This window comes from Streptomyces nodosus (assembly GCF_008704995.1).
Taxonomy (GTDB): domain Bacteria; phylum Actinomycetota; class Actinomycetes; order Streptomycetales; family Streptomycetaceae; genus Streptomyces; species Streptomyces nodosus.
On the sequence record NZ_CP023747.1, the window covers coordinates 5838061 to 5864792 of the forward strand.

Annotated in this window: 26 protein-coding genes; 17 read left to right on the top strand and 9 right to left on the bottom strand. The window is 71.8% G+C overall.

All coding sequences use genetic code 11. The features are described from left to right. Window position 1: 1 nt before the first annotated feature. Complete coding sequence (locus CP978_RS26250; protein WP_043444853.1) at window positions 2-847, bottom strand: PhzF family phenazine biosynthesis protein; 846 nt, start codon at window positions 845-847, stop codon at window positions 2-4. Between the two features lie 191 nt (window positions 848-1038). On the opposite strand from CP978_RS26250, the gene CP978_RS26255 reads away from it, so the two are divergent. From CP978_RS26255 to CP978_RS26265, 3 genes are read left to right on the top strand one after another with little or no spacing between them, the layout of a single operon-like run. Further along, window positions 1039-2169, top strand: coding sequence for an ABC transporter ATP-binding protein (locus CP978_RS26255; RefSeq protein WP_043444854.1), 1131 nt, complete (start codon window positions 1039-1041; stop codon window positions 2167-2169). Further along, window positions 2166-2882, top strand: a complete 717-nt coding sequence (locus CP978_RS26260; RefSeq protein WP_043444855.1) for an ABC transporter permease — start codon at window positions 2166-2168, stop codon at window positions 2880-2882. The genes CP978_RS26255 and CP978_RS26260 overlap by 4 nt, the downstream gene beginning before the upstream one ends. Next, window positions 2879-3547 (top strand): ABC transporter permease, encoded by a 669-nt coding sequence (locus tag CP978_RS26265; protein ID WP_043444856.1) that lies wholly within the window; start codon window positions 2879-2881, stop codon window positions 3545-3547. The genes CP978_RS26260 and CP978_RS26265 overlap by 4 nt, the downstream gene beginning before the upstream one ends. Before the next feature lie 78 nt (window positions 3548-3625). On the opposite strand, the gene CP978_RS26270 is transcribed toward CP978_RS26265, so the two are convergent. From CP978_RS26270 to CP978_RS26285, 4 genes are all read right to left on the bottom strand, one after another. Next, window positions 3626-4153, bottom strand: a complete 528-nt coding sequence (locus CP978_RS26270) for a GTP-binding protein (RefSeq protein WP_227745651.1) — start codon at window positions 4151-4153, stop codon at window positions 3626-3628. Between the two features lie 107 nt (window positions 4154-4260). Beyond that, window positions 4261-4701 carry a DUF742 domain-containing protein gene (locus tag CP978_RS26275; RefSeq protein ID WP_043444858.1) on the bottom strand — a complete coding sequence of 147 codons (441 nt, stop codon included), beginning with the start codon at window positions 4699-4701 and terminating at the stop codon, window positions 4261-4263. A 36-nt stretch (window positions 4702-4737) separates the two neighbouring features. Further along, complete coding sequence (locus tag CP978_RS26280) at window positions 4738-5214, bottom strand: roadblock/LC7 domain-containing protein (protein WP_043444859.1); 477 nt, start codon at window positions 5212-5214, stop codon at window positions 4738-4740. After that, complete coding sequence (locus CP978_RS26285; RefSeq protein WP_150478312.1) at window positions 5211-7994, bottom strand: ATP-binding protein; 2784 nt, start codon at window positions 7992-7994, stop codon at window positions 5211-5213. The genes CP978_RS26280 and CP978_RS26285 overlap by 4 nt, the downstream gene beginning before the upstream one ends. A gap of 430 nt (window positions 7995-8424) precedes the next feature. Between CP978_RS26285 and CP978_RS26290 the strand changes: the two genes are divergently transcribed. Continuing rightward, on the top strand, window positions 8425-9387 hold the full coding sequence (locus CP978_RS26290; protein ID WP_043444860.1) for an ABC transporter substrate-binding protein: 963 nt from the start codon (window positions 8425-8427) through the stop codon (window positions 9385-9387). Window positions 9388-9397: 10 nt separating this feature from the next. After that, window positions 9398-10894: an aromatic amino acid ammonia-lyase gene (locus CP978_RS26295; protein ID WP_043444861.1), complete on the top strand. Its 1497-nt coding sequence runs from the start codon at window positions 9398-9400 to the stop codon at window positions 10892-10894. A gap of 85 nt (window positions 10895-10979) precedes the next feature. On the opposite strand, the gene CP978_RS26300 is transcribed toward CP978_RS26295, so the two are convergent. Further along, window positions 10980-11795 (bottom strand): SAM-dependent methyltransferase, encoded by an 816-nt coding sequence (locus CP978_RS26300; RefSeq protein ID WP_043444862.1) that lies wholly within the window; start codon window positions 11793-11795, stop codon window positions 10980-10982. Window positions 11796-11927: 132 nt separating this feature from the next. Next, the gene (locus tag CP978_RS26305) at window positions 11928-12803 is read right to left on the bottom strand and encodes a helix-turn-helix domain-containing protein (RefSeq protein WP_043444863.1); all 876 of its coding nucleotides are present in this window, start codon (window positions 12801-12803) and stop codon (window positions 11928-11930) included. 381 nt (window positions 12804-13184) lie between these two features. Here CP978_RS26305 and CP978_RS26310 point away from each other — a divergent pair, with 381 nt between their 5' ends. From CP978_RS26310 to CP978_RS26320, 3 genes are all read left to right on the top strand, one after another. Then, entirely contained in the window at window positions 13185-13685 is a 501-nt protein-coding gene (locus CP978_RS26310; protein ID WP_242647100.1) for an ATP-binding protein, read from the top strand. Continuing rightward, window positions 13663-14178, top strand: a complete 516-nt coding sequence (locus CP978_RS26315) for a hypothetical protein (protein ID WP_043444865.1) — start codon at window positions 13663-13665, stop codon at window positions 14176-14178. Before CP978_RS26310 ends, CP978_RS26315 begins: the two co-directional genes overlap by 23 nt. Before the next feature lie 115 nt (window positions 14179-14293). Then, entirely contained in the window at window positions 14294-15094 is an 801-nt protein-coding gene (locus CP978_RS26320; RefSeq protein ID WP_043449529.1) for a VOC family protein, read from the top strand. A 93-nt stretch (window positions 15095-15187) separates the two neighbouring features. On the opposite strand, the gene CP978_RS26325 is transcribed toward CP978_RS26320, so the two are convergent. Both CP978_RS26325 and CP978_RS26330 read right to left on the bottom strand, forming a co-directional pair. Further along, the gene (locus CP978_RS26325; protein ID WP_150478313.1) at window positions 15188-15607 is read right to left on the bottom strand and encodes a DUF6114 domain-containing protein; all 420 of its coding nucleotides are present in this window, start codon (window positions 15605-15607) and stop codon (window positions 15188-15190) included. Next, window positions 15607-16284: a DUF6230 family protein gene (locus CP978_RS26330; RefSeq protein ID WP_043444866.1), complete on the bottom strand. Its 678-nt coding sequence runs from the start codon at window positions 16282-16284 to the stop codon at window positions 15607-15609. Before CP978_RS26330 ends, CP978_RS26325 begins: the two co-directional genes overlap by 1 nt. Window positions 16285-16908: 624 nt before the next feature. Between CP978_RS26330 and CP978_RS26335 the strand changes: the two genes are divergently transcribed. The 9 genes from CP978_RS26335 (at window position 16909) to CP978_RS34995 (ending at window position 26649) form a co-directional block, all read left to right on the top strand. Further along, entirely contained in the window at window positions 16909-17586 is a 678-nt protein-coding gene (locus CP978_RS26335) for a Tat pathway signal sequence domain protein (RefSeq protein ID WP_150478314.1), read from the top strand. 107 nt (window positions 17587-17693) lie between these two features. After that, window positions 17694-18269, top strand: a complete 576-nt coding sequence (locus CP978_RS26340; RefSeq protein ID WP_043444868.1) for a hypothetical protein — start codon at window positions 17694-17696, stop codon at window positions 18267-18269. Further along, complete coding sequence (locus CP978_RS26345) at window positions 18262-19410, top strand: damage-control phosphatase ARMT1 family protein (RefSeq protein WP_043444870.1); 1149 nt, start codon at window positions 18262-18264, stop codon at window positions 19408-19410. The genes CP978_RS26340 and CP978_RS26345 overlap by 8 nt, the downstream gene beginning before the upstream one ends. A gap of 207 nt (window positions 19411-19617) precedes the next feature. After that, the gene (cyc2, locus tag CP978_RS26350; RefSeq protein WP_043444872.1) at window positions 19618-21837 is read left to right on the top strand and encodes a germacradienol/geosmin synthase Cyc2; all 2220 of its coding nucleotides are present in this window, start codon (window positions 19618-19620) and stop codon (window positions 21835-21837) included. A gap of 275 nt (window positions 21838-22112) precedes the next feature. Further along, window positions 22113-23258 carry an aminopeptidase P family protein gene (locus tag CP978_RS26355; RefSeq protein ID WP_043444874.1) on the top strand — a complete coding sequence of 382 codons (1146 nt, stop codon included), beginning with the start codon at window positions 22113-22115 and terminating at the stop codon, window positions 23256-23258. A gap of 72 nt (window positions 23259-23330) precedes the next feature. Continuing rightward, a complete protein-coding gene (locus CP978_RS26360; RefSeq protein WP_043449531.1) occupies window positions 23331-24263 on the top strand; it encodes an aminoglycoside phosphotransferase family protein in 933 nt (310 codons plus the stop codon). Window positions 24264-24620: 357 nt separating this feature from the next. Continuing rightward, window positions 24621-25823, top strand: coding sequence for a helix-turn-helix domain-containing protein (locus tag CP978_RS26365; protein ID WP_043444876.1), 1203 nt, complete (start codon window positions 24621-24623; stop codon window positions 25821-25823). A gap of 113 nt (window positions 25824-25936) precedes the next feature. Next, entirely contained in the window at window positions 25937-26500 is a 564-nt protein-coding gene (locus CP978_RS26370; protein ID WP_227745456.1) for an ATP-binding protein, read from the top strand. Beyond that, window positions 26497-26649, top strand: a complete 153-nt coding sequence (locus CP978_RS34995; RefSeq protein WP_158508349.1) for a hypothetical protein — start codon at window positions 26497-26499, stop codon at window positions 26647-26649. The genes CP978_RS26370 and CP978_RS34995 overlap by 4 nt, the downstream gene beginning before the upstream one ends. The last annotated feature ends 83 nt before the right edge of the window (window positions 26650-26732 follow it).

The following is a 26732-nucleotide window of genomic DNA, read 5'->3' on the forward strand; positions in this document are numbered from 1 at the left end:
GTCAGAGGGCTACCGCCGTCCCCGAGACCGCGATGCCGGTGGCCGGGTTTGCCGGGACCGTGACCGTGATGGTGCTGGGGCGGCCCATGTCGTGGCCCTGGTGGATGGTCAGGGTGGTGGGGGCGGGGACCAGGTGCAGTTCGCGGAGGTAGCCGCCGAAGGCTGCGGCCGCGGCGCCGGTGGCGGGGTCCTCGGTGACGCCGCCGGGCGGGAAGGGGTTGCGGGAGTGGTAGACCGTCGGTGACTCGCGGTGGACGAGGTCGACGGTGGTCCAGCCCTCGCGGTCCATCAGGGAGGCCAGGGCGGGGAAGTCGTAGTCCAGGTCGGCGAGGCGGGCGCGGTCGGGTGTGGCGATGACGGGGTGCCAGGCGCCGGCGTAGGCGACGCGCGGGGGCAGTGCCGGGTCCAGGTCGTCGGCCGACCAGCGCAGGGCGGTGAGGAGTTCGGCCAGGACGGGGGCGGTGAGGGGCGCGGTGCGCGGGGCGACGCTCACCAGGGTGGCGGTGACCGGGCCGTCCTCCGGGGAGCGGGTGGTGACCGTGACGGGGCCCGCTCCGGTGCGCAGCCGCAAGGTTCCGGGGCCATGGCGCTCGGCGTGGGCCACCGCCGTGGCGATGGTGGCGTGACCGCAGAACGGCACCTCGGCGAGCGGACTGAAGTAGCGGACGCCGAACTCGTCGCCGTCCCCGTGCTCGGGCGGTGTCAGGAACGCCGTCTCCGAGTAGCCGAGGGACGCCGCCGTCGCCAGCATGGTGGCGTCGTCCGCGCCGGTGGCGTCGAGCACCACTCCGGCGGGGTTGCCGCCGGCCGGGTCGGCGGTGAACGCCGTGTAGCGAAGTACCTGCATCGGACGACCGTAACCAGCACCCGGCCTTCACAGCAGCACCGTTGTGTAAAGTCCTTGTTTCTTGTCCGTGGCCGGGGCAGGTCTGCGCCCGGGCCGCGCGAAGGTGGAGGTTTAGACTTTCACCCCTACGGCCCGTGCGAAAACGGCCGGGATCGGGCCGCTCCTGCCACACCCGAAGGGTCTTCGGCACCTTGATACGGATAGATTCAGTCACCAAGCGGTACCCGGACGGCACGGTGGCGGTAGACCGGCTGTCCTTGGAGATACCGGACCGCTCGATCACGGTCCTGGTGGGCCCCTCGGGCTGCGGCAAGACGACCACCCTCCGCATGATCAACCGGATGGTCGAACCCAGCGAGGGCACCATCAGCCTGGACGGCGTCGACATCGGCAGGCAGCCGGTGAACTCCCTGCGGCGGTCCATGGGTTACGTCATCCAGAACGCCGGTCTCTTCCCGCATCGCACCATCGTCGACAACATCGCCACCGTGCCCCGGCTGCTCGGCTGGACCAAGCAGAAGGCCCGGGAGCGGGCGAGGGAGCTGATGGAACGGGTGGGCCTCGACGCCGCGCTCGCCCGGCGCTACCCCTATCAGCTCTCGGGCGGACAGCAGCAGCGGGTCGGGGTCGCCCGGGCGCTGGCCGCGGATCCGCCGGTGCTGCTGATGGACGAGCCGTTCTCCGCCGTCGACCCGGTCGTCCGCAAGGGCCTCCAGGAGGAGCTGCTCCGGATCCAGGAGGAACTGGGCAAGACCATCGTGTTCGTCACCCATGACATCGACGAGGCGATCCGGCTCGGCACCATGGTCGCGGTGATGCGGACCGGTGGCAGGCTCGCCCAGTTCGCGCCGCCCGCCGAGCTGCTGTCGTCCCCCGCCGACGCGTTCGTGGAGGACTTCCTCGGCGCGGACCGGGGCATCCGGCGGCTGTCGTTCTTCCCTTCCGGGGCCCTCCCGCTGGAGAAGACCCCGATCGTCGCCCTCGACGCCTCCGCCGAGCAGATCGCCTCCCGGAGCTCGACCGACGCGCCGTATCTGCTGGTCACCGCGGTCGACGGCAAACCGCTCGGCTGGAGCGAGCCCGGGGACCTGATCGCCGGGGACATCGAGCCGGAGCGGTTGCTGCCGTACGGGCGGCCGTTCGAGTACGGCAAGGACTCGCTGCGTGCCGCGCTCGACTGCGCGGTGCTGTCGCCCACCGGCTGGGCGGTCGCCGTGGACGGCGCCGGCCGGGTGGTGGGGGTGGTGTCGCAGCAGACGATCGGAGAGGCGATCCGCAGCGCCCACGCGGCCGGCCGGGCGGACGAGAAGGTCGCCGGATGAACGGGTTCTTCGACATCCCGAGCGACCTCCAGCACAGCTACATCGGTCTGATCGGACTGCATGTGCGCGAGGCCCTGCTGCCTGTGCTGGCCGGGCTGCTGCTGTCGCTGCCGATCGCCCAGGTGTGTGTGCGGTTCCGCTGGCTGTACCCGCCGGTGCTGTGGGCGACGACCGTGCTCTACGCGATCCCGTCGCTGGCGTTCTTCGTCGTGCTGATCGACTACACCGGACTGCACGAGATCACCGTCATGATCCCGCTGACCGTCTACAGCCTGGTCGTGCTGGTCCCGGCGATCGTGGACGGCGTCCGCTCGGTGCCGCAGGAGACCCTCGCCGCCGCGTCGGCCATGGGCTTCGGGCCGGTACGCCGGTATGCGACGGTGCAGTTGCCCATCGCGGCTCCCGCCATCATCGCCGGACTGAGGGTGGCGGCCGTGTCCAGCATCAGCCTGGTCAGCGTCGGCATGCTGATCGGCAATCAGGGCGCGCTCGGCAACCTGCTCCAGGACGCGAACCTCTACCATCGGCCGCGGCTCGCGGTGCTCTCCGTGGTCACCTCGGCCGTGCTGGCCGTCCTGGTGGACGCCCTGCTGGTGCTCGCCCGCAGACTTCTGACCCCGTGGATGCCGGGCGGCACGGGCGGCAGGCGCCCCGTCGAAGCCGACGCCCGGCCCACGTCGGCCGCACTCTCCCTGGAGGACACGTCCCGGTGAACGTCTTCCACTTCGGCAGCCTCTTCTTCGGCGACCACGCCCACTGGCACGGCTACGACGGCATCCCCACCCGGCTCACCGAGCACATCCTGTACTCCCTGATGGCGCTCGCCATCGCGGCCGCCATCGGACTGCCGGTGGGGCTGGTGACCGGCCACACCGGGCGCGGCGGCAACGCCCTCGCCCTCATCGCCACCGCCGCCCGTGCGCTGCCCAGCTTCGGCCTGCTGGTGCTGATGTTCGTCCTCCTCGGCCTGGGTCTGACCCCCGTGATGATTCCACTGGTGGTGCTCGCCGTCCCGCCGATCCTGGTGACCACCTATGAGGCGGTGCGCTCCGTGGACCCGTCACCGGTGGACGCCGCCCGGGGCATGGGCATGACCGAGCCGCGGATCCTTCTTCAGGTCGAGGTGCCGGTCGCGCTGCCGTTGATCCTGGGCGGTCTGCGCTCGGCGGCCATCCAGATCGTCTCGACCGCCACCATCGCGGCGTACGTCAGCTTCGGCGGGCTCGGCCGCTACATCGTGGACGGCCTCTACCAGCACGACTACTCCAAGGTCGTGGGCGGTGCCACGCTGGTGGCGCTGCTCGCCCTGGTGACCCTCGCGGTGTTCTGGGCCCTCACGCGCCTCGCGGTGTCGGCGGGGGTGCGCAGAAGCGCCTGACGGCACGGGCAGGGACGGCATGGACAAAAGGGGCCCGGGGGCCGGTATCGGCTCCCGGGCCCCTCTCGTACGCCGGTGTCACCCCTCCGTACGGGCCAGCGCCTGCTCCAGCACCACGAGCAGCGCGTCGCGGACCGAGCCGCGCTCCCGGGCGTCGAAGACGATGACCGGGACGTGCTCGGAGACGTCCAGTGCCCAGCGGACCTGGTCCACGTCGTACTCCACCTTGCCGTCGAAGGCGTTGAGGGCGACCGCGAACGGGATCTGCCGGTGCTCGAAGTAGTCCACGGCCGCATAGCAGTCGTCGAGGCGGCGGGTGTCGACGATGACCAGCCCGCCGACCGCGCCCTCCACGATGTCGTCCCACATGAAGCCGAACCGGTCCTGGCCCGGTGTGCCGAACAGATACAGCTTCAGGGTCGGGTCGACGGTGATACAGCCGAAGTCCAACGCGACCGTGGTCGTCGTCTTGCGCGGGGTGTGCGTGAGATCGTCCACGCCCGCCGCGACCTCGGTGATGGCCGCCTCGGTGGTCAGCGGCTCGATCTCGGAGATCGAGCCGACGGCGGTGGTCTTGCCCACCCCGAAGCCGCCCGCGATCACCATCTTCACCGGCAGCGGTGGTCGTACGACGGTCTCCGCGCCCGCGAGGGGGATGTCCCCGGTGCGGCCGGCGCCGAGGGAGCGGGGGAGGGTGGCCTGTTCGGACGGTGTCACGGAGTAACTCCCCGGGAGTCGGGGATGGCGCGGAGGCCATCGATAACCCTGCGCAGGACGGAAGCGTCATGCGTGACGTCGGTGTGGGGCACATACACCGTCAACTGCCCGGCGGCCCGCAGGTCCTCGGCGAGGACCCGGACCACATTGAGGTGCAGCCGCAGCCGGGCCGCGATCTCCGCGATGGACTGCGGACGGCGGCAGGCGGCGACGATGTCGTGCTGCTCGAAGGAAAGCCGGTCGAGCGCCGTGAGACCCGCCACGGTGGCCACCACCTGGGTCTCGACGGGGACCGGCCGACCGGAGGCGGTGGGTGCCACCCGGCCGGCGGTGACCAGGAACGGCCGTACGGCCGCGACGGGGCCGACCGGGTTCACCGGCTCCGCGGGCGCGAAACCGTCCTCGTCGGCGCCGCGCTCGGTGCGGCCGTCCGCCATCGGTGCTACTTCCTTCCTCGACCGGGTGGAGACCGGTCACCCCGTCGCGGCCGCGCCGACGCTGTTCTTCAGCTCCAGCACCAGCTGGGGGCTGAGGGCGGCACCGGCCCGGTTCGCGAACAGGGTCATCTCATAGGCGATGTTGCCCAGCTTGGCCTCCTTGTCGGCGACCACACCGAGCACGGCGCCGCTGCCGATCGAGGAGACCAGTACATGGCCGCCCTCCAGATCGATGATGACCTTGTTGAGTTCGCCCAGGCCGTAGTTGCCGGAGGCGCCGGCGGCCAGGCTGGTGATGCCGGAGACGATCGCGGCCAGCCGCTCGGAGTCCGCCTGTTCGCGCAGCTCGGAGACGGCGATCAGCAGCCCGTCGGAGGAGACGGCGATGGCGTCGACGACCCCTGCCGTCTCATTGGCGAAACGATTGAGCAACCAGGTGAAGTCGGCTGCGGCGGCCTGGAGATCGGCCGGCGTGGTGCCTCCAGCCGGAGTGTCACCTGTCGACGTACTCACTGCTCCGCTCCTTCCGGGAGGTGGTTCTGGTCCTGCGTGTCGTGGGGGGCGGATCGTGGGGTGCTGTCACGGTGGGCGCGCTCCACCGCTGCCTCGAATTCTTCCAGAGCGCTGCGGACTTCGTCAGCGTCGGCGGTCCGGGGGGCCCGGGGTGCCCGGGGTGCCGAGGGCCGGTCCTGGCCGGCGGTCCGCAGCGTAGCGCCCCGCACCCGCCGCCGCAGCGGCCGCGGGCCGCCTGCGACGCCCTCGGTGGGGGAGGACGCCGGCACAGGGGCGTCGCCGGTGCGGGGGCGGGGGATGAGCGGGGCCTCCTCGGCGCGGTCGTGGTCTCCGGCGAGGCCGGGCGCCTCGGCGCGGTCGTGCGCACCGGGTTCCGTACCGTCCGGCCGCTCGTGGTGCTTCTCGGCCGCCCCGTCCCCTTCCGGGGCGGATCCGCGGCGCGGGACCCTGCGGGGCAGGGCGCCGGGCGCGCCGGCGGTCGGGTGCTCGGCCGGGGGGCGGGCGGCGGGCGTGGCGGACCCGGTGGCGGGCGTCGCTCCGGGGGTTTCCCGCGCGGCGGACGACGGTACGGGGTCCTCCCCCGCGGCGGACGACGGTACGCGGCCGGACACGGTGTCCGGCGAGGGCACCGGACCGGACACGGTGGCGGCCGACGGCACCTGGTCCGTCGCGGCCGCGGCAGAGGGCCGCGGGCCGGACGCTCCGGCACCCGAAGGCTTCGGACCGGAGGCGGCAGACGCCCCGGCGGCGGGCTCGGTCCTGGCGCCGGCGGACTCCGCGGACCTGGTCTTCTCCGGTATGTCCATCGGGCTCATCGTCAGCAGCAGCGACAGGGGGATCTCGACGGTCGCCGTGACACCACCGCCGGGCGTACGGGACAGGACGACCTCGACCGCCCAGCGCCGCGCCAGCGTGCCCACCACGAACAGGCCGAGCACCTTCGTCGGCATCACATCGAGGCGCTCGCGGCGGATCAGCCGGGCGTTCTCCTCGGTGAGCCGCTCGGGGCTCATGCCCAGGCCGTGATCCGCGATCGAGATCACCGCGCCCTCGCCGCCCATGTGCACGGTTACTTCGACGGGGCTGTCGGCGGGCGAGAACGCCACGGCGTTCTCCAGGAGTTCGGCGACCATCAGGGTCAGGTCGCCGATGATGTCGGGCGCCACCATGACCTCGGTGGCGGCGCTCAGCCGTACCCGCTGATAGCCCTCGATCTGGCCGAGCGCGGCACGTACGACGTTGGTGAGCGCGGTGGGACCGGAGTCCAGGACCGTCTCACGGATGCCGGCGAGCAGCATCAGGCTGTCCGCGTTGCGCCGCAGCCGTACCGCGATGTGGTCGATGGAGTAGAGGCGTTCCAGCAGTGCGGGGTCGGTCTCGCCCCGCTCCACCGCGTCGATCAGCGCGAGCTGACGGGTGGTCAGATTGCTCACCCGGCGTCCGACGTTGCCGAACATCTCGGCGACATTGCGGCGGCTGAGCACCTGGCGCTCGAGCAGCGCACCGGCGGTGGACTGTACATGGTTGAACGCCTCGGCGAGTTCGCCGATCTCGTCGTGCGCGGTGACGGGCACCTCGCGCAGCCGCGGCGGCCCGTCGTCCTCGGCGTCGTCGTCGGCGACCCGGGAGAGTTCCCGGCCCGCGACCTCGGCGACCTGCTGGGCGGCGCCGGTGAGGGCCCGCACCGGCCGCACCACCGAGCGGCGTACCACCACGGAGAAGGCGAGCCAGCAGGCGAAGCCGAGCACGGTGAGGCCCAGCAGCAGCCCGGCCCGCCACTGGGCGGTGCGGGAGGCGGCGTCGGCCCGGTCGGCGATCTGGTCGATCAGTGAGGTGGTGATCTTCAGCCGCTCGTCGGCCTGCTTGGGATAGGAGGCGTATCCGGCCAGGGCGGCCTCAAAGCCGTGGCGGACCTCGGCCGGGGTGCCCGCCTGGAGTCCGCTGGGGTCGACCTGGAGCTCGGCGTACGCCTCGGCGATCTCCCGCTGGGCGACGTTGTGCTCGATGCCGGAGAGCTCGTCCACCTGCTCGTCGGTGGCGAACCGTGCGAACCGGTCGGCCTGGTAGAGGTACAGCTCATGGGCGCCGACCGCGCCGGTGAACTCGATCAGCGCATTGCTGTCCCCGGTCGTCGCGGAGAAGACGCCGGTCTCGAAGGAACCGTGCGCGGCGTCGGCCCGCAGCAGCGAGTCGAGCAGATGGCCGGTGAAGGTGTCGGCGAGGTCCTGGTTCCGGTCCAGTCCGAGGCCGTCGATCAGGCCCTTGGCGACGTTGGTGTAGGCCGGGTCGATGTTGTCCGCGGGCAGATACCCCTGCTCGACGGTCTCGCGCAGACCCGCCAGGCCCTCGGCCTCCCTGAGCGCCTGGTTCTCCGTCGTCGGCAGCCGGTCCCCGAAGGTCTCCCGGACCGTCGCGACCTGGGCGTCCACGGCCTTCTGGGCCGCGCGGTAGGCGGCCAGCGAGGGCTGGTAGTCACCGACGGCCGCCTCATAGCGCACGGAGAGCAGAATGGCCTGCTGGTGTTCGGCCTCCACCCGGCCCACCAGACGGGCGACCTGGGTGCTGTCGCGGACGAGCCGGGCCGCCGACTGCGCCCGGTCCGACTGCTGCGCCAGATCGGTGATGAGATAGGCGAGCAGCACGGCGACCACCGCGAGCGGTACACCGACCAGGACATTGAGCTTGCGCCGGAAGGGCCATCGGTCGGCGAAGCCGCGTAGGCCGCCCCACGGCGGCGACGGCGCCGGGCGGGCCGGCGCGTCCACCTCGTTCGTGGACACCAAGCCTCCTTCGAAGGCGTCTCAGCGCGTGCGAGGACTTCGCATGACCGTCATTGACCGTCATTGACCGAGCGGGCTCGCAAGCGGAAACCGACCGGGGTCGGTGCAGAACCGTACAGGACGGACCTGGACGCCGTTGTCCGCCCACAGTGCTGCTCGTCGACAACTTCCGGGAGACTACAGCCTCTTCGGACTCCGGCTCCGGTGGCCCTACGTCAAGAATCCATTACGAAGAGCGCGCGGTTCCCCCGCGGTCCTTCCCTTGGTTCTTCACCTCAGACGTACGCAACTGGCCCCTTATCGAAGCCGATCGGTGACCAGAATGCGCTTGACTGATCGAGAACCGGCTGGATTGGATCAGTTGGGTGCGGGTGTCCGTATGCCGCACAGCGCCAGTCCTGCCCCCATCCCTCGGCCCGGAACGGGAATCGTGACTTCTACCGCGAACACCAGCACGTCCAGCAGGAGACTCCCCGGTGCGGCGGCCGTCGCGCTGGCCGCCACGGCGGCGCTGCTCGCGGGGTGTTCCTCGTCCGGCGACGACACGTCCGACAACCCGCTGTCGGGCGGCAAGCCCGAGGGTGACACGGTCGTCGTCGGCTCCAACAACTTCGCCGAGAGCATCCTGATCGCCGACATCTACGGCGAGGCCCTCAAGGCCAAGGGCATCAACGTCAGTTACAAGCCCAACATCGGCAGCCGCGAGACCACCTACGGCCTGCTGAAGAACGGCTCCATCACGGTCCTTCCCGAGTACAATGGCGCGCTGCTCGCCTATCTCGACAAGAACGCCGCTCCGAAGACGGTCGCCGCGACCACGGCCGCCATCGAGGCCAAGCTGGACTCCAAGCTGACGCTGCTGGAGCCGGCGGCCGCGGAGGACAAGGACGCCGTCGTGGTCAACGCGGCCACCGCGAAGAAGTACCACCTCACCGACAAGTCCAGCATCGAGGACCTCGGCGCGATCGCCAAGGACCTGGTCATCGGCGGCTCCCCGGAGTTCCAGACCCGGCAGCAGGGCCTGGTGGGCCTGAAGACGCTCTACGGCCTCGACTTCAAGTCCTTCAAGGCGCTGGACGCGGGCGGCACGCTGACCCAGGCGGCGCTGAAGAAGGACACCATCCAGGCCGCGGACCTCTTCACCACCGACCCGACCATCGCCAAGGAGGGCTTTGTGATCCTCCAGGACCCGAAGAACCTCTTCGGGTTCGAGAACGTCCAGCCGCTGGTCTACAAGTCGGGACTGTCGAAGGAGGGCGTCGAGGCGCTCGACGCGGTGTCGGCCAAGCTGGACACCCCGACCCTGCTCCGCCTGGACAGCCAGGTGCAGCTGGAGAACAAGGACCCGCTGGACGTCGCCAAGGCCTGGCTGAAGTCGGCCGGACTGGACTGACCTCCCCGCCATGGACACCACCGCGAACGAACCCACGGGTGCGCCGCCGCCCACCGGTTCCGGCGGTGACCGTGTCGTTCTCGACGGCACCGGCCTCGACGTCGACGGGGTGGTCCGCCTCGCCGACGCCGAGGCCGTGCCCGAGGTGCCCGCCGGGGCACTGGAAAGGGCCCGGCGTTCCTGGCGCACGGCCGAGCGGCTCGCCGCCACCGGCCGGCTGTACGGCCGCGGCACGGGGGTGGGCGCCCACCGCTCGGTGACGGTCGCGGCGCAGGACGAGGCGGACCACGGGCTGCGACTGCTGCGCAGCCATGCGGGCGGGGCGGGAGCCCTGCTGCCGGCCCGTGACGTCCGGGCGATGCTGGCCGTGCGCGCCAACCAGCTGCTGGCGGGCGGCTCCGGCATCCAGCCCGCCTTCGTCACCGCCCTCACCGACGCCCTGCGGCTCGGTGTGCATCCCGCCGTCAACGAGTACGGCGGGCTCGGCACCGGCGATCTGACGGCGCTCGCCCAGACCGGGCTCACCCTGATCGGGGAACGCCCCTGGCTCGGCGACCCGGCCGGCGGTCTGCCCGCGCCCGTGGTCCCGCGGCCCGGTGACGCGCTGGCCCTGCTCAGCAGCAACGCCCTGGCCCTCGGCAGGGCCGCGCTGGTCTGCCACGAGCTGACGGTGCTGCTGCGGGCCACCCATGCGGTGGCCGCCCTGTCGCTGGCCGCGGTGTCCGGCTCCCTGGAGGCCTACGCGGCCCCGGTGCACGCCCTGCGCCCCTATCCGGGGGCGGCCCGCGCCGCCGGGGAGGTGCGGCGGCTGCTGGGCGTTTCCGACCGGTCGGCGCCGGCCGGGGAGCGGATCCAGGACCCGTACGGCTTCCGGGCCTTCCCCCAGGTGCACGGGCCCGCCCTGGAGGCCGTCGACGCGCTGCGCGGGATCATCGGGGTGGAGGTCAACTGCCCCTCGGAGAACCCGCTGATCGGTGAGGACGGCACGGCCCACCACCACGGCGGCTTCTTCGCGGCGCCGCTCGGCCTGGCCCTGGACGGACTGTGCCTGGCCCTGCTGGGGACCGCCCGGCTGTCCGCCGCCCGGCTGACCGCGCTCGGCCGGCCGGACCTCACCGGACTGCCCGCGTTCCTGGCCCCGGGCCCCGTCGGCAGCTCCGGCACGATGATCCTGGAGTACACCGCCCACTCCGCGCTGGCCGAGCTGCACGCCTGCGCGTCCCCCGCCTCGGCGAACCATGCCGTCCTCTCGCACGGTCTCGAGGAGGCGGCCAGCTTCGCCTCGCAGGCCGTCCGCCAGACCCTGCGGGCGGCGGACGCCTACCGCACCGTCCTGGCCTGCGAACTCGTCGTGGCGGTACGGGCGTCGAGGCTCCGCACGGTCCCACCCGCGATCCCGGCCTTCACCCGGGCCGCGGCGGTGCTGCCCCAGGGCACGGAGGACCGTCCCCTGACGGCGGACGTGGCCGCGGCGGCCGAACTGCTGCCGGTGCTGGCGCGGTTGTAGGGATCGCTCCCCGCCCGGCGGGTGGTGGGCCGGGACGTGCCCGCACCCCGGGGGCGGAAGGCCGCCCGGGGTGTGGGCACGGACCTCAGGGCTTGCGGGCGACGGCTCCGTACATCGCGATGTCCTCGTCCCGGATGCCCTGCTCACCGCCGCCGTCCGGATGCCACTTGTGCACCTGGACCACACCGGGCTCCACCAGCTCCAGGCCCTCGAAGAACTCGTGCGCCTCGTCGATGGTCCGCAGCCGCATCGGCATGTTGCGCGCCGCGTACTCGCGCGCCACCCGTCCCACCTCCTCGGGGGCGAACTCGGCCGTGCCGATGGACATCGCCAGGTAGCTCCCGGACGGCAGCGGTTCGAGCAGCCGGCGGACGATGCCGACCGCGTCGTCCTCGTCCAGCATGAAATGCACGATCGCGATGACCGTCAGCGCGACCGGCTGGTCCAGATCCAGGGTCTCGCGGAACTCCGGCGCGGCCAGAATGGCCTCCGGATCGCGGAAGTCGGCCTCGACATACGCCGTCCGGCCCTCGGGCGTGCTGGCCAGCAGTCCCTGGGAGAGGGTGAGCACGATCGGGTCGTTGTCGACGTACACCACCCGGGACGAGGGGGCCACCGACTGGGCGATCTCATGCAGGTTGGGGGAGGTGGGGATGCCGGTGCCGACGTCCAGGAACTGGCGTATCCCCGCCTCCTCGGCGAGCCAGCGCACCGCCCGGTTCATCCAGTCGCGGTTGGCGCGCATATGGATGGGGAGCGCGGGCCACTCCCGCGCCATGGCGTCACCCGCCTCCTTGTCGGCCGGGTAGTAGTCCTTTCCGCCCAGGATGTAGTCGTAGATGCGCGCCGAGTGCGCGTTCTCGGTGTCGATACGGTCGGCCGGCCATCCGTTGTCGGGCAACGCCGCCTCCAGGTCTCGTCGATGGGTGGTGGGGTGAACGAGCGGTCGATGGGAGTGCAGGTCAGGGCCCGGGAAGGCCCAGGGGGAACCGGGGGACGCGGGGGACACCGGGAGCGGGAGCGGAGGGCGGCCTCACAGCTCCTTCCGGATCGCGCCGAGCAGCGCCTCGGTCTTGGTCGGCGGGGCGGACTGGGCGCCCAGCCGGTCCAGGGCCTCGCGGTAGACCACCACGTCGTCGCCCTTGTCGAGATAGACGGCGCCCACCAGGCCGCTCAGATACGCGATGTCCGGCAGCTCGGGGGCCCTGAACCTGAGGAGATGGAAGGCGCCGGCGCGCAGCGCGGGGTGCGGGCCGTTGCGGAACGGCATGATCTGCACGGTGACATGGGGGAGCGCGTGCATCGCCATCAGATGGTCGATCTGGGCGCGCATCACCCGGGGGCCGCCCACCGGCCAGCGCAGCACGGTCTCGTCCATCACGATCCACACGCGCGGCGGTGAGGGGCGCGACAGCAGTTCCTGGCGCCGCATGCGCAACGCCACTCCCCGCTCGGTCGCCCCGGGCGGCGCGTGCGGATTGCCGGCGCTCAGCAGGGCGCGGGCGTAGTCCTCCGTCTGCAGCAGCCCGGGCACGAACTCCGGCTCGTACCCGCGGATCTGCAGGGCCGCCTGTTCCAGGCTCAGATAGGCGGCGAACCAGTCCGGCAGCACATCGCGGTAGGTGTGCCACCAGCCGCGCTTGTTGGCCTCGCGGACCGACTGCAGAAAGGTGTCGATCTCCTGCTGGTCCGTGACGCCGTACGTCTGCAGCAGTTTCTCGGTGTCCGCGAGGCGCAGCCGGGCCACCTTGGCGGCCTCCATACGGCGGATCGTGGAGTGGCTGACCCCGATGGCCTCGGCGGCCTGCTCGAAGCTGAGTCCGGCCCTGCTCCGCAGCTCCTCCAGCTGTCTGCCGAGGATCATGCGCAGCACGGAAGGAGCGCCGCCCCAGTCGGTCTCCGCGCTCACGCCTACCCCCTTGCCGGGACATCTGCACGGTCGCGGTCCGTCGCGATCAGCCCCCGACCGGAGCAGCATGCACCTCGGCCGCTGCAATTTTCAACTCGTCGGTTGCGGGGCGTTGTTGGCGAGTGTCAGAGTGTCCATACCGTCGGCGGTCGGTGAACGAGGCCCTGAAAAGGGCCCGGTTGGGGGAGACGCTGCGACCCGGTGTGCGCCAAGCGCTGTGCCCGGGCCGCGTACCGAGGCGACCGGCGGTGAGGCACCGGCCATGGTGCCCCGGCAGAAGAAAGGCGAACGGAAGTGGCTCCGCCCTCCCTCCCCCAGTCCTTGGGCAGACTTCCGCGGGGTTCCCAGCCCCAGCGATCACAGGCGTTCGACCTTCCGGCGGTGACCGCCGCGGTGGGCCTGGCCCGCAGGAATGTGCGCCGGCTGCTCGACCGGTGGGGCATCGGGGAGGAGGCCGTCGACAACGCCGTCCTGGTGACCTCCGAGCTGGTGACCAACGCGGTCATGCACACCGTGAGCGACCGGGTGGTCTGCCGGGTGAGCGCCGACGGCCGCCGGCTGCGTATCGAGGTCCAGGACGAGAACCTCGGGGGGACCCTGCCGGCCCGGCGCCGGCCCGCTCCGGACGACCAGAGCGGCCGCGGTCTCGTCCTGGTCGACGTGCTGTGCAGCGACTGGGGCGTGCGCGACGCCCCCCAGGGAGCCGGGCGCGTCGTCTGGGCCGAGCTGTCACCGGAACCGGCGGAAGCCGAGCTGTCACCCCAACCGGAAGAAACGGCCGCGACCGGCCCCCCGGCCGCCCCGGCCACCACCCCGCACCTCAGGCCCGCCCCCCAACCGGCCGAAGGACCCCCACCCCATGGACCGAACGCACGCCACTGATCCGCTGCGCCTCGTGTCGGCGCCCTGTCCCTCCGCCTCCCGCCCGCCCGTGTCCCGCCCGTCCGTGCCCTGTACGCGCGGGCGCGGCGGCCGTCTGGCCCTCCCCCCGGAAGTGATCGCCTCCCTCGGGTACGACGCCGTGGGCATCCCCAGGGAACACGGCGAACGGATCAAGAGGAGCCTGCCCCGGGTCGGCTGTGTCTTCGCCGACGACCTCCGCTGGTGGTGGATCGTCCCCTCGGGCTCCGACATAGGGGTCACCTGGCCCCCGTCGACCAGCTACGCCGTGGACGCCCGTCTGGGCTTCGGGGACCCGGCCTCGGCCGATCCCTCCTGGAGCGGGCCCCGCAATGGTCAGCCGCTGCTGATCCACCGCCCCGACGGCGACTCTCCGTACACACCGCCCATCCCCTTGTACTTTCTGGCCTGCCGACTCGCCGGCAGTACCCCGCACTGGTCGCCGGACACGCCCGGCCGGTCCTCCTCGGGATGACGCCCGGCGCCCGGTGGCGCATCCTTGCAGGGGTGCGATCGGGGTACCCGGAGGCCCTGAGCGAACGACGGAGGAGGTGCCCGGCAGCTCCTCCCGGGAACCGGGCGGTGTGGTCATGGTCAAGAACGAGGCACACGGCAGGGGAGAAGTCCCCAGCCGCTCGGTGTTCGGCGCGCCGTGCTGGGTCAGCCTGACCACGCGCGACCTGGAGGCCGCGGAGAGCTTCTACGGTGCCGTGCTCGGCTGGCAGTGGCGGCCGGACAGCATGGGCGACCGGTTCCGGGTGGCGCAGGCGGACGGGGTGCCGGTCGCCCAGATCGCCGCCGTGGCCTCGATGTGGCAGACGGCCGTCGCCTGGACGCCGTATTTCGCGGTGGCCAGCGCCGACGAGGCCGCGGCCCGCTGCCGGGAGCGCGGCGGGACCACGGCGGTCGGCCCCCTCGCCCTGCCGCCCGGCCGGACGGCCCTGCTCGCGGACCGTGACGGGGCCGTCTTCGGCATCTGGGAGGGACCGCTGGTGACCGGCTGGGAGGAGTGGCGCGAGGCCGCCCCCACCTTCATCCGGCTGCACACCCGCAACGCCTTCGACTCCGCCATCTTCTACGGCGAGGTCCTCGAATGGGCGTCCTCGACCCCCGGCTGCTGCGAGGTGCACTATGACGGCGACGAGGTCGTGCTGCGCAGCGGCGGGGCGGTGGTGGCGCGGATCCACTCGGGGGCGGTGGAGGCGGCGCCCGACCCCACGATCCGCCCGCACTGGCAGGTCCACTTCGTGGTCTCCGACGTCGACGCCTGCGTCCGCGCCGCCCGTGCCCACGGCGGTACCGCCCCCCGCTGGCAGGAGGGCGCCCATGAGGCGATCCTGGTCGACCCGGACGGCGCCCGCTTCATGGTGTCCGCCAAACGGGAGCCCTGAGCATCCCGAGCGCCGGCGGCCGCACGGCTGCGGGGCGGGCGGGGTCCGGGAGCGCCCGGCGGGGGCCGGGTGGCCGGGGCCCGCCCGCCGGGCTCAGGAGGTGGTCGGGCCGGTGGCGGGGGGCCCTGCGTGACGGCGGCGCCGCAGGCCCCGGCGGGGCTCCTGGTCGGGCAGCCAGCCGAAGGCCAGACAGCTGCCCGTCACGCCCAGCAGCAGGCCGATCAGGAAGCCGCCCAGATTGGACGTGAGCCAGGTGCCCAGGGACACCAGGACGCCGACGATCGAGTAGAAGAGGCGCTGGGCCGGATTGAAGAGGAGCAGCAGACCGCAGAGCAGCATCACGGCCGGCAGCAGATACCCCGCCAGGCCCTGCATGCCGATGTGCAGGACCACCTTCATCGACGCCTTCTCCGTGAGGAGGACCTCCGCCCCGCCCAGCGTGAGCAGCAGTCCACCCCAGAAGGGCCGCCGTGCCCGCCACCGCCGGAAGGCGGTCCTCGCCCGGCCCGCCATCAGCAGCCCGAGTCGCTGAAGCGGAGTCTGAGCCCGGGCAGTCTGAACACCCCTGCCGTGGTGGCGTAGTTGGTCTGCCGCAGATTGCCGATGTGCACGGTGTCGGCCTGCTGGCTGAAGACGCCCTTGTTGCCGCGCGCCCTGGCCTTGTTCAGCGTGCTGGCGTCGTTGCCGATCTCGATGTTGCTGAACTCGGCGTTGCCGCTCAGCTCGGTCGAGTCGGTGGTCAGATCGGTGGCGGCCACCTTGTCCTTGCCGCCGCCCGCGGTGATGAGCAGATTCGTCCCGCCGAGGTTGACGCTCTGGCAGAGCTTGGTGAGCGTCGCGTTCTTGATCGCTGAGGTGACCACCAGCACCTGGCCGCCGGTGTCACCGGCGTTCGGGCTGTCGTCCGCCATGGTGTCGAGATTGCCGAACTGCTCGAATCCGGTGCCGTTCAGTTCCGTGGCGGTGACCGTGAACGGCATGCCGGATATGGCGAACTGCACCCCGAGCGCTCCCTGCGCCGTCAGGATCGCGAGCCCGGCGGCGACCGCGGTGGCAGGCACCGCCATCACCGCGGCGCGGCGCAGGCGGACCCGCCCGCGTCTCTCGGACGACCCGTCGACGGCAGGAGTGCTCTTCGGGGGCTCGGGGGCGGAACCGGGGGACGCCGTGGCGTCCGGGGACGAGGCCATGTCTGCTCCTGGGCATAGGCGATGCGAGTAGGTCTTCGCGGGCACGTTGTCCTGGCGCGGACAGCGACTGCCACGCACGGCTCCTCGCACCTCCCGGCCTGTGCAAGGGATCGCTCGTGACACGGCGGTTACCGACCAGAAAGTTACCGGGGGTTACATTCAAGGGTCAAGGGAGCTGTGCAAAAAGGGTGTTGATTGTGTGTCAGTGGTAGCGGAGCGTTGCTGTCCGCTTCTCTGGGAGGCCCCGGGGACCTGCACCGCTGTCGCCGCGCCCGGCCGACCCCGTTGATTTCCCTTGACGTCGGCGGCACATCAGGTCTACAACAACCACTGTTTTCCGCGGATCCGTGGCGCCGGATCCGTCGCACGGCGCGCGTCACCCTCCCGGCCCCGTCCCTCCGGGGCGCCGGTGACACCTTCGGGCGCGCGGTGCACCACACGGGTCCTTCACATCCCGCCGCGCTCCCGCACCCCCACCACAGCACCGGTACGGCCGCCCTCCCACCGGTCCGCGGACCGTCCCCGGTCCCGGGTTCCGCCGCCGGCCATCCCGTACGAGAAGGCGTCATGCTCCGGCGACGGCCCCCCTCGACGTACCGCTCCCTTCTCGGAGAAGAGGCCCTCATGCGTACGACCCGATCCCTGCTCGTCGCCGCGGGTGCCGCCGCGGCCCTCGCCGTCGCCGTGGCCGCCCCCGTCGCCGCGGCCGCCCCCGCCGCCGCGGACGGCGCCGTGCTCACCACCGGCGAGAACACCCCCGTCGCCGTCGGAGACGTCCTCAACGCCTCGCTCGCCGCCGGCACCGCCGCCACGCTGTACTCCAGCGCGACCGGTACCAGCGGAGTCTCCTGCACCTCGTCCGCGTTCACCGCCACCGTCACCGCCAACCCGGCCGCGCCCGGCACCGCCTCCGAGTCGCTCACCGGCCACACCTTCGACACCGGCGGCTGCACCAGCAATGTCGTCGGGGTGCTGGGCGTCAGCGGTATCACCGTCGACAATCTGCCCTACACCACCGCGGTCTCCTCCGACGGCACGATCACGGTCACCCCGGCCGCCGGCTCCGCCGTCCAGACCACGGTCCGGCTGCGCACCCTGCTCGGCACGATCACCTGTGTCTATCAGGCCCCGGCCCTGACCGGCACGGCGAGCAACGCCGACAACAGCATCGCCTTCACCAAGCAGCACTTCACCAGGTCCTCCGGCACCTCGCTGTGCTTCTCCGACGGCTACTTCACGGCGAAGTACGCCCCGGTCACCGACACCAGCCTGCCGGGCGGCCCGGTGGTCCACGTCGGCTGAACCGGCGAGAACCGATCGGCCGCTTCCGCTGTGCGAGACGCCCGGGAGCGGCCGTTCCCGGCCGACCGTCCCCCGGCGCGGGGAGCGGCGGCCGTTAGCGTAGGCCCATGACGACGGAGAGCGCCCCGCAGGAAGCCGGCCCGAAGTGTCCGGGCTGTGGATCGTCCGGGGTACGGGCGGTGCCGGAGATCTGCGACGACCACGCGGCCGGGCGCGCGGGCCTCGCCGACCGGCTGGCGCGGACACCGGGCGCCCCGACCCGGTTCGACTGCGGTCTGCATGTCGTGGAGGGCATGGTGATGGTCGGAATCGGCGTCGCCCTCGCCCACCACGGCATCACCCGGGACAAGCCGCTCTACGCGGTCGGCGGATCGTTGCTCGCCCTGCTGCTGTTCGTCGGCACGCTCCTGGTGGTCCGCGGCGAGGTCCGTCAGCGGGCCGTGGTGGCGGCGGGCGAACACCGTGCGAACGCGTTGTGGCGACCGTCGTACCACTGCTCCTCGTGCGCGTCGGTGTTCTGCCCTGACGGCTCTCCGTGGCAGGGTCTGCTGACGCCCGAGCAGTTCAAGAAGTACGTGTGGACCGAGGCCGGCTACGGGGAGCAGCTCGAGGAGCGGTTCAAGGACGTGGACCTGCCTCCCGTCGCACCGGCCGTCCCCGGAGGAGGCCGAGACCATGCCTGACGCTCCCGTGATCGTCGCCGATGTGCCGGGCTCCTTCGCCCACGGTGTGCTCGCCGCGCGCCATCCCGCGCTGATCCGCGCCGTCCGGGAGGCCTTCCCGTACGGACCCGCACAACTGCGGGCGCTCGACGCACTGCTGACCGCGGCCACCGAGGGCGTCATCGCACCGCTCGGCACCGAGGACGACGAGCGATGGGCGGCCTGGGGCGCCCGGGACCAGGTCGGCCGGTCCTGGTTCGAGGCGCCCTTCCTCTGGTCCGAGAGCTACTTCTACCGCGTCCTCCTCGAGGCCGTCGGCTATTTCGGCCCCGGCGCCTGGCAGGGCGTCGACCCCTTCCGCCCCTTCAAACTCGCCGAACTCGACTCCCCGGAGACCGACGAGGAACTGGCCGCGCTCGACCGTCTCCCCGAGCAGCCCCTGGACGAACAGGCACGGGCACTGCTGCACGGCTCGCTCTGGGGCAACCGCGCGGACCTGGGCTTCCGGCTCTCCGCCACCGGCTCCCCGACGGCGGCCGGGCGGCTGGTCGCCGACGACGGCGAGGCGTTCTGGTCGCTGCTGCCCGCCGACACGCTCTGCCTGGTCGCCGACAACGCGGGCCGCGAGCTGATCCCGGACCTGCTGCTGACGGACCATCTGCTCCACCACGGGCGGGTGCGGCGGGCCGTGCTCCAGGTGAAGACGCACCCCTACTACATCTCCGACGCCACCACCGCCGACGTCGTGGACGCGGTACGCCGGCTCGTCGGTGCCCAGGGCGCGGCGGCCGGGGCCGGGGAGCGCCTGTGGACGGCGATGACCGAGGGCCGCCTCCAGATCCGGGCGCACCCCTTCTCCTGCGCCCCGCTGCCCTATGCGGAGATGCCGGACGAACTGCGCGCGGAGTTCGCCGCGGCGGATCTGACCATCTTCAAGGGGGACCTCAACTACCGTCGCCTGGTGGGCGACCGGCTGTACCCGCCGACCACGCCCTTCGCGGAGGTCACGGCCTACTTCCCCGGCCCGGTCGCGGCGCTGCGCACCCTGAAGTCCGATGTGATCGTCGGCCTGGACGCGTCCATGGAGGCGGCCCTGGACGCCGCCGAGGGCCGGCGGTGGCGAACCAGCGGGGCGCATGCGCTGATCCAGGTCAGGGCCTGAGACACGGCGCCGGGGACTGCGAGGCCGCCGGAGACACCGGGGCACCAGGGGATCCGTCGGGCGTGGCCACCGCTCCACGCGCCCCCTCGTGCGTACGGACGCGCCGTGCGCCGCCCGTTCACCGGGGCCGCGCCCCCGATTCACGCGATGGTGTGGCCATGCCCCGCCGGACGGATGCCGCCGAGAGGCCCCGGGTAGGGCCCGGCCATGACGCAGCCGTTCGAACTCCCGCACTTCTACATGCCGTATCCCGCGCGGCTGAACCCGCATGTCGACGAGGCGCGCGCCCACTCGACGCACTGGGCGCGCGAGATGGGCATGCTGGAGGGCTCCGGGATCTGGGAACAGTCCGACCTCGACGCGCACGACTACGGGCTGCTCTGCGCGTACACGCACCCGGACTGTGACGGCCCGGCCCTCTCCCTGGTCACCGACTGGTACGTGTGGGTGTTCTTCTTCGACGACCACTTCCTGGAGACCTTCAAACGCACCCAGGACCGCCAGGGCGGCAAGGCCTATCTGGACCGGCTGCCGCTGTTCATGCCGCTGGACCTCTCGACCCCCGTGCCCGAGCCGGAGAACCCCGTCGAGGCCGGGCTCGCCGATCTGTGGGCGCGCACCGTGCCGTCGATGTCCCGGCACTGGCGCGAGCGGTTCGCGCTGGCCACCGAGCATCTGCTCAACGAGTCGCTGTGGGAGCTGTCCAACATCGACGAGGGCCGGGTCGCCAACCCCGTCGAGTACATCGAGATGCGCCGCAAGGTGGGCGGCGCCCCCTGGTCCGCGGGACTCGTCGAGTTCGCGACCGCCGAAGTGCCCGCCCCGGTGGCGACGTCACGGCCGCTGCGCGTGCTGATGGAGACCTTCTCCGACGCCGTCCATCTGCGCAACGACCTCTTCTCGTACCAGCGTGAGGTCGAGGAGGAGGGCGAACTCAGCAACGGCGTCCTCGTCCTTGAGACCTTCTTCGGCTGCGGCACCCAGCAGGCCGCCGAGATCGTCAATGACATCCTCACCTCGCGGCTGCACCAGTTCGAGCACACCGCGCTGACCGAGGTGCCCGCGCTCGCCCTGGAGAACGGCCTCACCCCTGAGCAGGTCGCCGCCGTCGCCGCCTATACCCGGGGCCTCCAGGACTGGCAGTCCGGAGGCCATGAGTGGCACCTGAGGTCCAGCCGCTACATGAACCAGGGCGCCCGCACCGCGCGGCGGCCCTTCGCGCTCTCCGGCCCCGGCACCTCGGCCGCCGATGTGCGCGGACTGCTCGCCGACGCGGACGCCGAGGCCCTGGGTTCCTCGCCCTTCGGGCAGTGGGGGAGACTGCGCCCCTACACCCATGTGCCCTTCCAGCAGGTGGGCCCCTCGCTGCTCCCTGAGTTCCACATGCCCTACACGGTGGAGCTCAGCCCCCATCTGGACGGCGCCCGCCGCCGGCTGGTGCCCTGGATGCACCGGACGGGGATGCTCAGCGAGGGCGTCTGGGACGAGGACAAGCTGGCGGCGTACGACCTCCCGCTGTGCGCGGCGGGCCTGGACCCGGACGCCGGCCCCGAGGCACTGGACCTCAGCTCCCGGTGGCTGGCCTGGGGCACCTACGGGGACGACTACTACCCGCTGGTCTTCGGCAACCGGCGCGACCTCGCGGCGGCCAAGCTGTGCACCGAGCGGCTGTCCTCGTGCATGCCCCTCGACGGCGCGGAACCACCCCTCCCCGTCAACGGTCTGGAACGCGGTCTGACCGACCTGTGGACCCGCACCACGGCGGAGATGGACCCGGAGCAACGGCGCGCCCTGCGCGCGGCCGTGGACACCATGACCGAGAGCTGGCTGTGGGAGCTGTCCAACCAGCTCCAGCACCGCATCCCCGACCCGGTCGACTATCTGGAGATGCGCCGCGCCACCTTCGGCGCCGACCTCACCAAGAACCTCTGCCGCAGGGGCCACGGCCCCCAGGTCCCGCCGGAGGTGTACCGCAGCGGCACCCTGCGGGCCCTGGAGAACGCGGCCATCGACTACGCCATGCTGATCAACGACGTGTTCTCGTACCAGAAGGAGATCCAGTACGAGGGCGAGATCCACAACGCGCTCCTCGTCGTGCAGAACTTCTTCGGCTGCGACTACCCGACGGCCCTGCGTGTGGTGAACGATCTGATGACCCAGCGCATGCGGCAGTTCCAGCATGTGGCCGCCCGTGAACTGCCCGTCCTCTACGACGACTTCGCGCTCTCCGAGGAGGTCAGGGGCATCCTGGACGGCTATGTCGTGGAGCTGCAGAACTATATGTCCGGCATCCTGAACTGGCATCGCGGCTGCCACCGCTACGGCGCCGCCGATCTGGCCCGCCGGGTCCATGGCTTCGTGCCCGACGGCCTGGTGCCGGGACCGGTCCCGGCCGGCGTCGGGCGACCGCAGCCGGCACCGCACTGACCGGGCGTGAGGCCCACCCCGGAGAGCCCGCGAGGACCTCCGGGGTGGCCCCGCACCCGACCGTGAGCCACCGTGCCGAGCCGGTGCACGGCGCGCCCGGGACCGACGGACCGGCTGCCGGAGCCCGGAGGGAGGTCGTGGCGGCCGGACGTACAGGGAGGGGGAGCCGCCGGTTCCACGCCGCCGAGGTCACCATCCGCTCGCGTCCGCCCCTGCGGAGGGGCAGGATGCTGCCCGTAGACAGACCTGGAACACCCCGATCGCGGAGGACATGGATGACCGGCACGCCCGAGCAGGCCGAGACAGGCACGCCCACGCCCTTCACCGCCGAGGACTACGCGGCCCGGATGCGGCGCGCCGCGGAGTCCGCCGCCGGGGCCGGGCTCGCCGGACTGCTGATCGCGCCGGGGCCCGATCTGGTGTGGCTGACGGGATACCGGCCGGTGGAGACCGAGCGCCTCACGCTGCTGGTGCTGCGGGCCGGACACGACCCCGTCCTCGTCGTGCCCACCCTGGAGGCGCCCGACGCCGCGAAGGCGGCCGGCGGCCCCGCGCTGACGCTGCGCGACTGGACCGACGGCACGGACCCCTACGGCTCCGCCGCCGACCTCCTCGGGCCGGCCGGCCGCTACGGCATCAGTGACAACGCCTGGGCCCTGCACCTGCTCGGCCTGCGCGAACGCCGCCCGGACCTCGACCAGGTCGCGCTCACCCGGGCCCTTCCGATGCTGCGGGCCGTCAAGGACGCGGCGGAACTTGGCCGGATGGCCGCCGCGGGCGCGGCCGCGGACGCGGCGTACCAGGAGATCCGGAAGGTTCCCTTCGCCGGCCGCCGGGAGCGCGAGGTGGCCGCGGACCTCGACGCGTTGCTGCGGCGGCACGGGCACGAGCAGGTGGACTTCACCATCGTGGCCTCCGGGCCCAACGGCGCCAATCCGCACCATGAGGCCGGTGAGCGGGTCATCGAGCGCGGCGACATGGTGGTCCTCGACTTCGGCGGCCTCAAGCACGGCTACGGCTCCGACACCTCCCGCACCGTCCATGTCGGCGAGCCGACCGACGAGGAGCGCCGGGTGCACGATCTGGTCCGCGCGGCCCAGGAGGCGGGCTTCGCGGCGGTCGCCCCGGGCGCGGCCTGCCAGGACGTGGACCGGGCGGCCCGCGCGGTCATCGCCGACGCCGGGTACGGGGAGCACTTCATCCACCGCACCGGGCACGGCATCGGCGTCACCACACATGAACCGCCGTACATGATCGAGGGCGAGGAGCAGCCGCTCGTCCCCGGTATGTGCTTCTCCGTGGAGCCCGGCATCTATCTGCCGGGCCGCTTCGGGGTCCGTATCGAGGACATCGTGACGGTGACCGAGGACGGCGGACGCCGCCTCAACAACACACCCCGTGAGATGGCGACGGTGGACTGAGCGCGGGCCGACCGCGACGGCCCCGGCCGGCCCCCGGCCCCGACAGCCATCCGAGACGACAACGGCGTGATCATGACCCAGGCATCGACACCGAACGCGGAGGCCGTACGCCGGCTGGTCCGCTCCCTGCTCCACGGCGAGGAGCCGGGCGAGGGGCCGGAGGTGACGCCGGTCGCGGCGGGGCCCGGCCACTCCATCTGGTGGGTCGGCGCCCGGCATGTGCTGCGGCTGGCGACCGACCGGGACTCCTCCGCGCGCCGGCGCCGGGAACTGCGGCTGCGCGCCCTGGTGCGGCCCCGGATGAGGATCGCCGTCCCGACGAGCATCGCCCACGGGGAGTGGGCCCCCGGCCTCGCCTACACCCTCGACACCCGGCTGCCCGGAGCCACCGGTGAGGGCGCCGGCGTGTCGGCGGTGGGGGAGACGGACCTCGCGGAACTGCTCACCGGACTGCGCGAGGTGCCCGTGCGCCAGGTCGAGCCGCTCGGCGTCCCCCGGGTGCCACCGCGCTCCCTGGAGAAGCTGCGGACGGCCGCCGCAGCCGCCGCCGGGCGGCTCGCCGAGGCCGACGAGTTCGACCCCGCCGGGGTCGCCCGGCTCACGGTGACCGGCGCCCGTCAGCTCACCGCCCAGACCGGCGCCCCGGTCCTGGTGCATCACGGACTCGCGGACGACCACCTGGTGGTGAGCGGCGACGGGCGGGTGCGCGGAGTGCTCGGCTGGGACGACGCGGTCATCGGCGACCCGGCCGAGGACATCGCCGGACTCGCCCTCGCCGTGGGCGCCCCCGCCGCGGTGCGCTCCGCCACCCTCGCCGGCTACGGCGCCCGCCCGTGCCTGCGCGGCCTGTGGCTGGCCCGCTGCGACGCGCTGCTCCGCCTCGCCGCCGGAACCCGGGGCCACGACCGCACCCCCCTGCCGACCCTGCGCACCCGGACCCGCCACGCCTGGGAACCGATCCTCCTGGAACGCGTCACCGCCCTACCGGGCGCCGAGACGCCGTAGCGGAGCGCCGGTCGCACGGGCCCGCACGAGCGTCCGGACGAACACGGAGGAGCCCTGGCGAAGACGGCCACGAAGCGCGACGCGCACCTGCGCGGGCACACGCTCTACGAGCGGAAGCCGGCGGTGTGTCAAGGGGGTGTCCGTTCCCTGCAAGGCGTACGTGCAGTCCTTCCAGGACGCGAAACGAAACCCGTTCGACAAGTTTCTGTGCACAACCCGATGCAAGCTACGCAGCGGTGACACGGCATCTGGAGATCGGAGGCGAAGAGCCCCACCCTCGGGAGAACGGGGCTCGTTCGTGACCGGTGGAACCGACCGTGGGTACTGTTCCGGTGTCGAAGCAGAACAGGAGCCAGCATGCACGCTCTGCCCGAAGATCACATCGGCGTGCGCATGGCGCGGCTGCGCCGCGAACGCCACCTCACTCAAAAGGCCGCCTCGGACCTGACCGGGATCCCGTACAGCACGTACACGAAGACCGAGCAGGGTGTCATCGCCGCCACCCCGCACGTCATCGCAGCTTTCGCCCGAGGGCTGCGGCTCGAGGTCGCCACAGTGGTCGGTCAGCCCTACGCGGAGGATCTGAGGGCCGACGAACTCGACGTCCTGATAAGGCCCATCAGGGAAGCCCTGGACATCTACGATCTCGGAGCCGACCCGGATGTCCAGCCGCGGCGACTCGAGGAACTCGACGATGACGCCGAAGCCCTCTTGGTGTCCGTCCGCGCCGGCAAGATCAAGAAGGCCGCCAGCAACGTCGCCGGACTCATCGAAGAAGGCACCACTGCAGCCCACTCGTTGAACAGCACGGAGGGGTGGCTGACGCTCGCGTCGTTCTACCGCACGGCCTACGACGTAGCCACCAAGCTCGGATTCTCGGACCTTGCTCAACTCGCCCTCGCCCGCATGGACTGGGCGGCACAGCGAGGCTCCGACGCCGTCCTCGGCGGCATGTACCAGTACCTGCGGGCGCTCACCTACCTGCGGGAAGGCAAGTTCGAGATCGGTCAGCGTCTCGTCACCCGCGGACTGGCGACGCTGCAGCAGGCGGACGAATCCCGGGAACGTGACGTCGTTGTCGGGCAGCTTCACCTTGGTGGCGCGGTGATGGCCGGCCGGGCGCATGACGAGAACAAGGCCCTGTCACACCTTGGAGAGGCTGAACGAATCGCCGGGACGACAGGGGAAGCGATCAAGGTTCACTATCTCACCTTCGGGCCGACCAACGTCCGGGTGCACCGGGTCTCTGTCCTTGCCGAGCTCGACCAATACGGTGAAGCGGTCGAGGCCACCGGCAACCTTGCAATCCCGGAGGACTGGCCGAAGTCGCGTACCAGCCACCACTATGCCGAGGTCGCTCGCGCGCAGATGTGGACCAACGACCTGGAAGGGTCTTTCAAGAGCCTGCTCCAGGCCCGTAGGGCTGCACCCCAGCAGGCCAAGTACCACCCGACGGTGCGGGAGACGTACGCCGGACTCGAGGCCGCCCACCGTCGGCTTCCGGAGAGTTTCCTGTCGTTCGGATCCTGGCTGAGCGCCGGAACTGGACAGGTCGCCTAGCTTTCCATCACTCCATGTCAGGCTATAGCCCCAACTATCATCAACCCATGGTAGTTGGGGTCTAGTTGTGGGCCCAGCATGTCGTCACTGGCCATTTCGACATGGAGCCGACCATGACGACCCACCTCGCGGATCAGGAGCGCACTCGTTGCCGCGCGCCCGGCGCCGCCGATGAACCGAGACGCTGCGGAGGCATCGGAACAGCCCTGGAGATGTCCATCGAGCGCCGTCCCAACCCGGATGGCGATGCCCTCTCCGAGGCAGACGCCGCCTGGCCGCGGCGACTCCGCCGCATCGTCCGAGCCAGCCTTATCCACTGGGGTCGCCCCAGCCTGGTGGAGACTGCGGAACTGCTGCTCACCGAGTTGGCGACCAATGCTCTCCGCCATGCAAGAGGTCTCGATATCGGCATCCGCATCTATGCCCAAGGCGACCGCCTCGTGATCGAGGTGAACGACGGCTCCCCCACCCGGCCCGTGTTCCGCCACGCCACCGCCACCGATGAAAGCGGCCGCGGCCTCTTCCTCGTCGATGCCATGGCCGCGGAGTGGGGTGTCACCCCTGATGGCACGACGACCTGGTGCACCCTCCCTCTGGCTGAAGGGCCCTCTGACATCAAGGACCCCGAGAGCGGTTGGTTCTACTCGCTGGTCCCACGCGGATTCTCTGCCTGGTGAGAGGCACACCCACGCAGGTGTGTTCGGGCGCGCCCCACACGATCACGCTGCCGTCCCTGAACCGGATGGTCCCGCTGGGCCTGTGCTGGCTGCGGCCGTCGGCGAACGACTGGCTCGTCTCTCAGCCCTTCGCGGTGCCCGCGTTGTGATCTGCACCGACCATTACGGCAGGTCACAACGGGGGTCCTGCGGGCCTCTCCGCCCCGTCCCATGGGTGGCCGACTTATCAAGG

Bases quoted from the DNA above. Each gene is read 5' to 3' on its own strand.
- CP978_RS26250 (WP_043444853.1), bottom strand. From the start codon at position 847: ATGCAGGTACTTCGCTACACGGCGTTCACCGCCGACCCGGCCGGCGGC.
- CP978_RS26260 (WP_043444855.1), top strand. From the start codon at position 2,166: ATGAACGGGTTCTTCGACATCCCGAGCGACCTCCAGCACAGCTACATC.
- CP978_RS26270 (WP_227745651.1), bottom strand. From the start codon at position 4,153: ATGGTGATCGCGGGCGGCTTCGGGGTGGGCAAGACCACCGCCGTCGGC.
- CP978_RS26275 (WP_043444858.1), bottom strand. From the start codon at position 4,701: ATGGCGGACGGCCGCACCGAGCGCGGCGCCGACGAGGACGGTTTCGCG.
- CP978_RS26295 (WP_043444861.1), top strand. From the start codon at position 9,398: ATGGACACCACCGCGAACGAACCCACGGGTGCGCCGCCGCCCACCGGT.
- CP978_RS26315 (WP_043444865.1), top strand. From the start codon at position 13,663: ATGGACCGAACGCACGCCACTGATCCGCTGCGCCTCGTGTCGGCGCCC.
- CP978_RS26320 (WP_043449529.1), top strand. From the start codon at position 14,294: ATGGTCAAGAACGAGGCACACGGCAGGGGAGAAGTCCCCAGCCGCTCG.
- CP978_RS26325 (WP_150478313.1), bottom strand. From the start codon at position 15,607: ATGGCGGGCCGGGCGAGGACCGCCTTCCGGCGGTGGCGGGCACGGCGG.
- CP978_RS26330 (WP_043444866.1), bottom strand. From the start codon at position 16,284: ATGGCCTCGTCCCCGGACGCCACGGCGTCCCCCGGTTCCGCCCCCGAG.
- CP978_RS26335 (WP_150478314.1), top strand. From the start codon at position 16,909: ATGCGTACGACCCGATCCCTGCTCGTCGCCGCGGGTGCCGCCGCGGCC.
- CP978_RS26340 (WP_043444868.1), top strand. From the start codon at position 17,694: ATGACGACGGAGAGCGCCCCGCAGGAAGCCGGCCCGAAGTGTCCGGGC.
- CP978_RS26345 (WP_043444870.1), top strand. From the start codon at position 18,262: ATGCCTGACGCTCCCGTGATCGTCGCCGATGTGCCGGGCTCCTTCGCC.
- cyc2 (WP_043444872.1), top strand. From the start codon at position 19,618: ATGACGCAGCCGTTCGAACTCCCGCACTTCTACATGCCGTATCCCGCG.
- CP978_RS26355 (WP_043444874.1), top strand. From the start codon at position 22,113: ATGACCGGCACGCCCGAGCAGGCCGAGACAGGCACGCCCACGCCCTTC.
- CP978_RS26360 (WP_043449531.1), top strand. From the start codon at position 23,331: ATGACCCAGGCATCGACACCGAACGCGGAGGCCGTACGCCGGCTGGTC.
- CP978_RS26365 (WP_043444876.1), top strand. From the start codon at position 24,621: ATGCACGCTCTGCCCGAAGATCACATCGGCGTGCGCATGGCGCGGCTG.
- CP978_RS26370 (WP_227745456.1), top strand. From the start codon at position 25,937: ATGACGACCCACCTCGCGGATCAGGAGCGCACTCGTTGCCGCGCGCCC.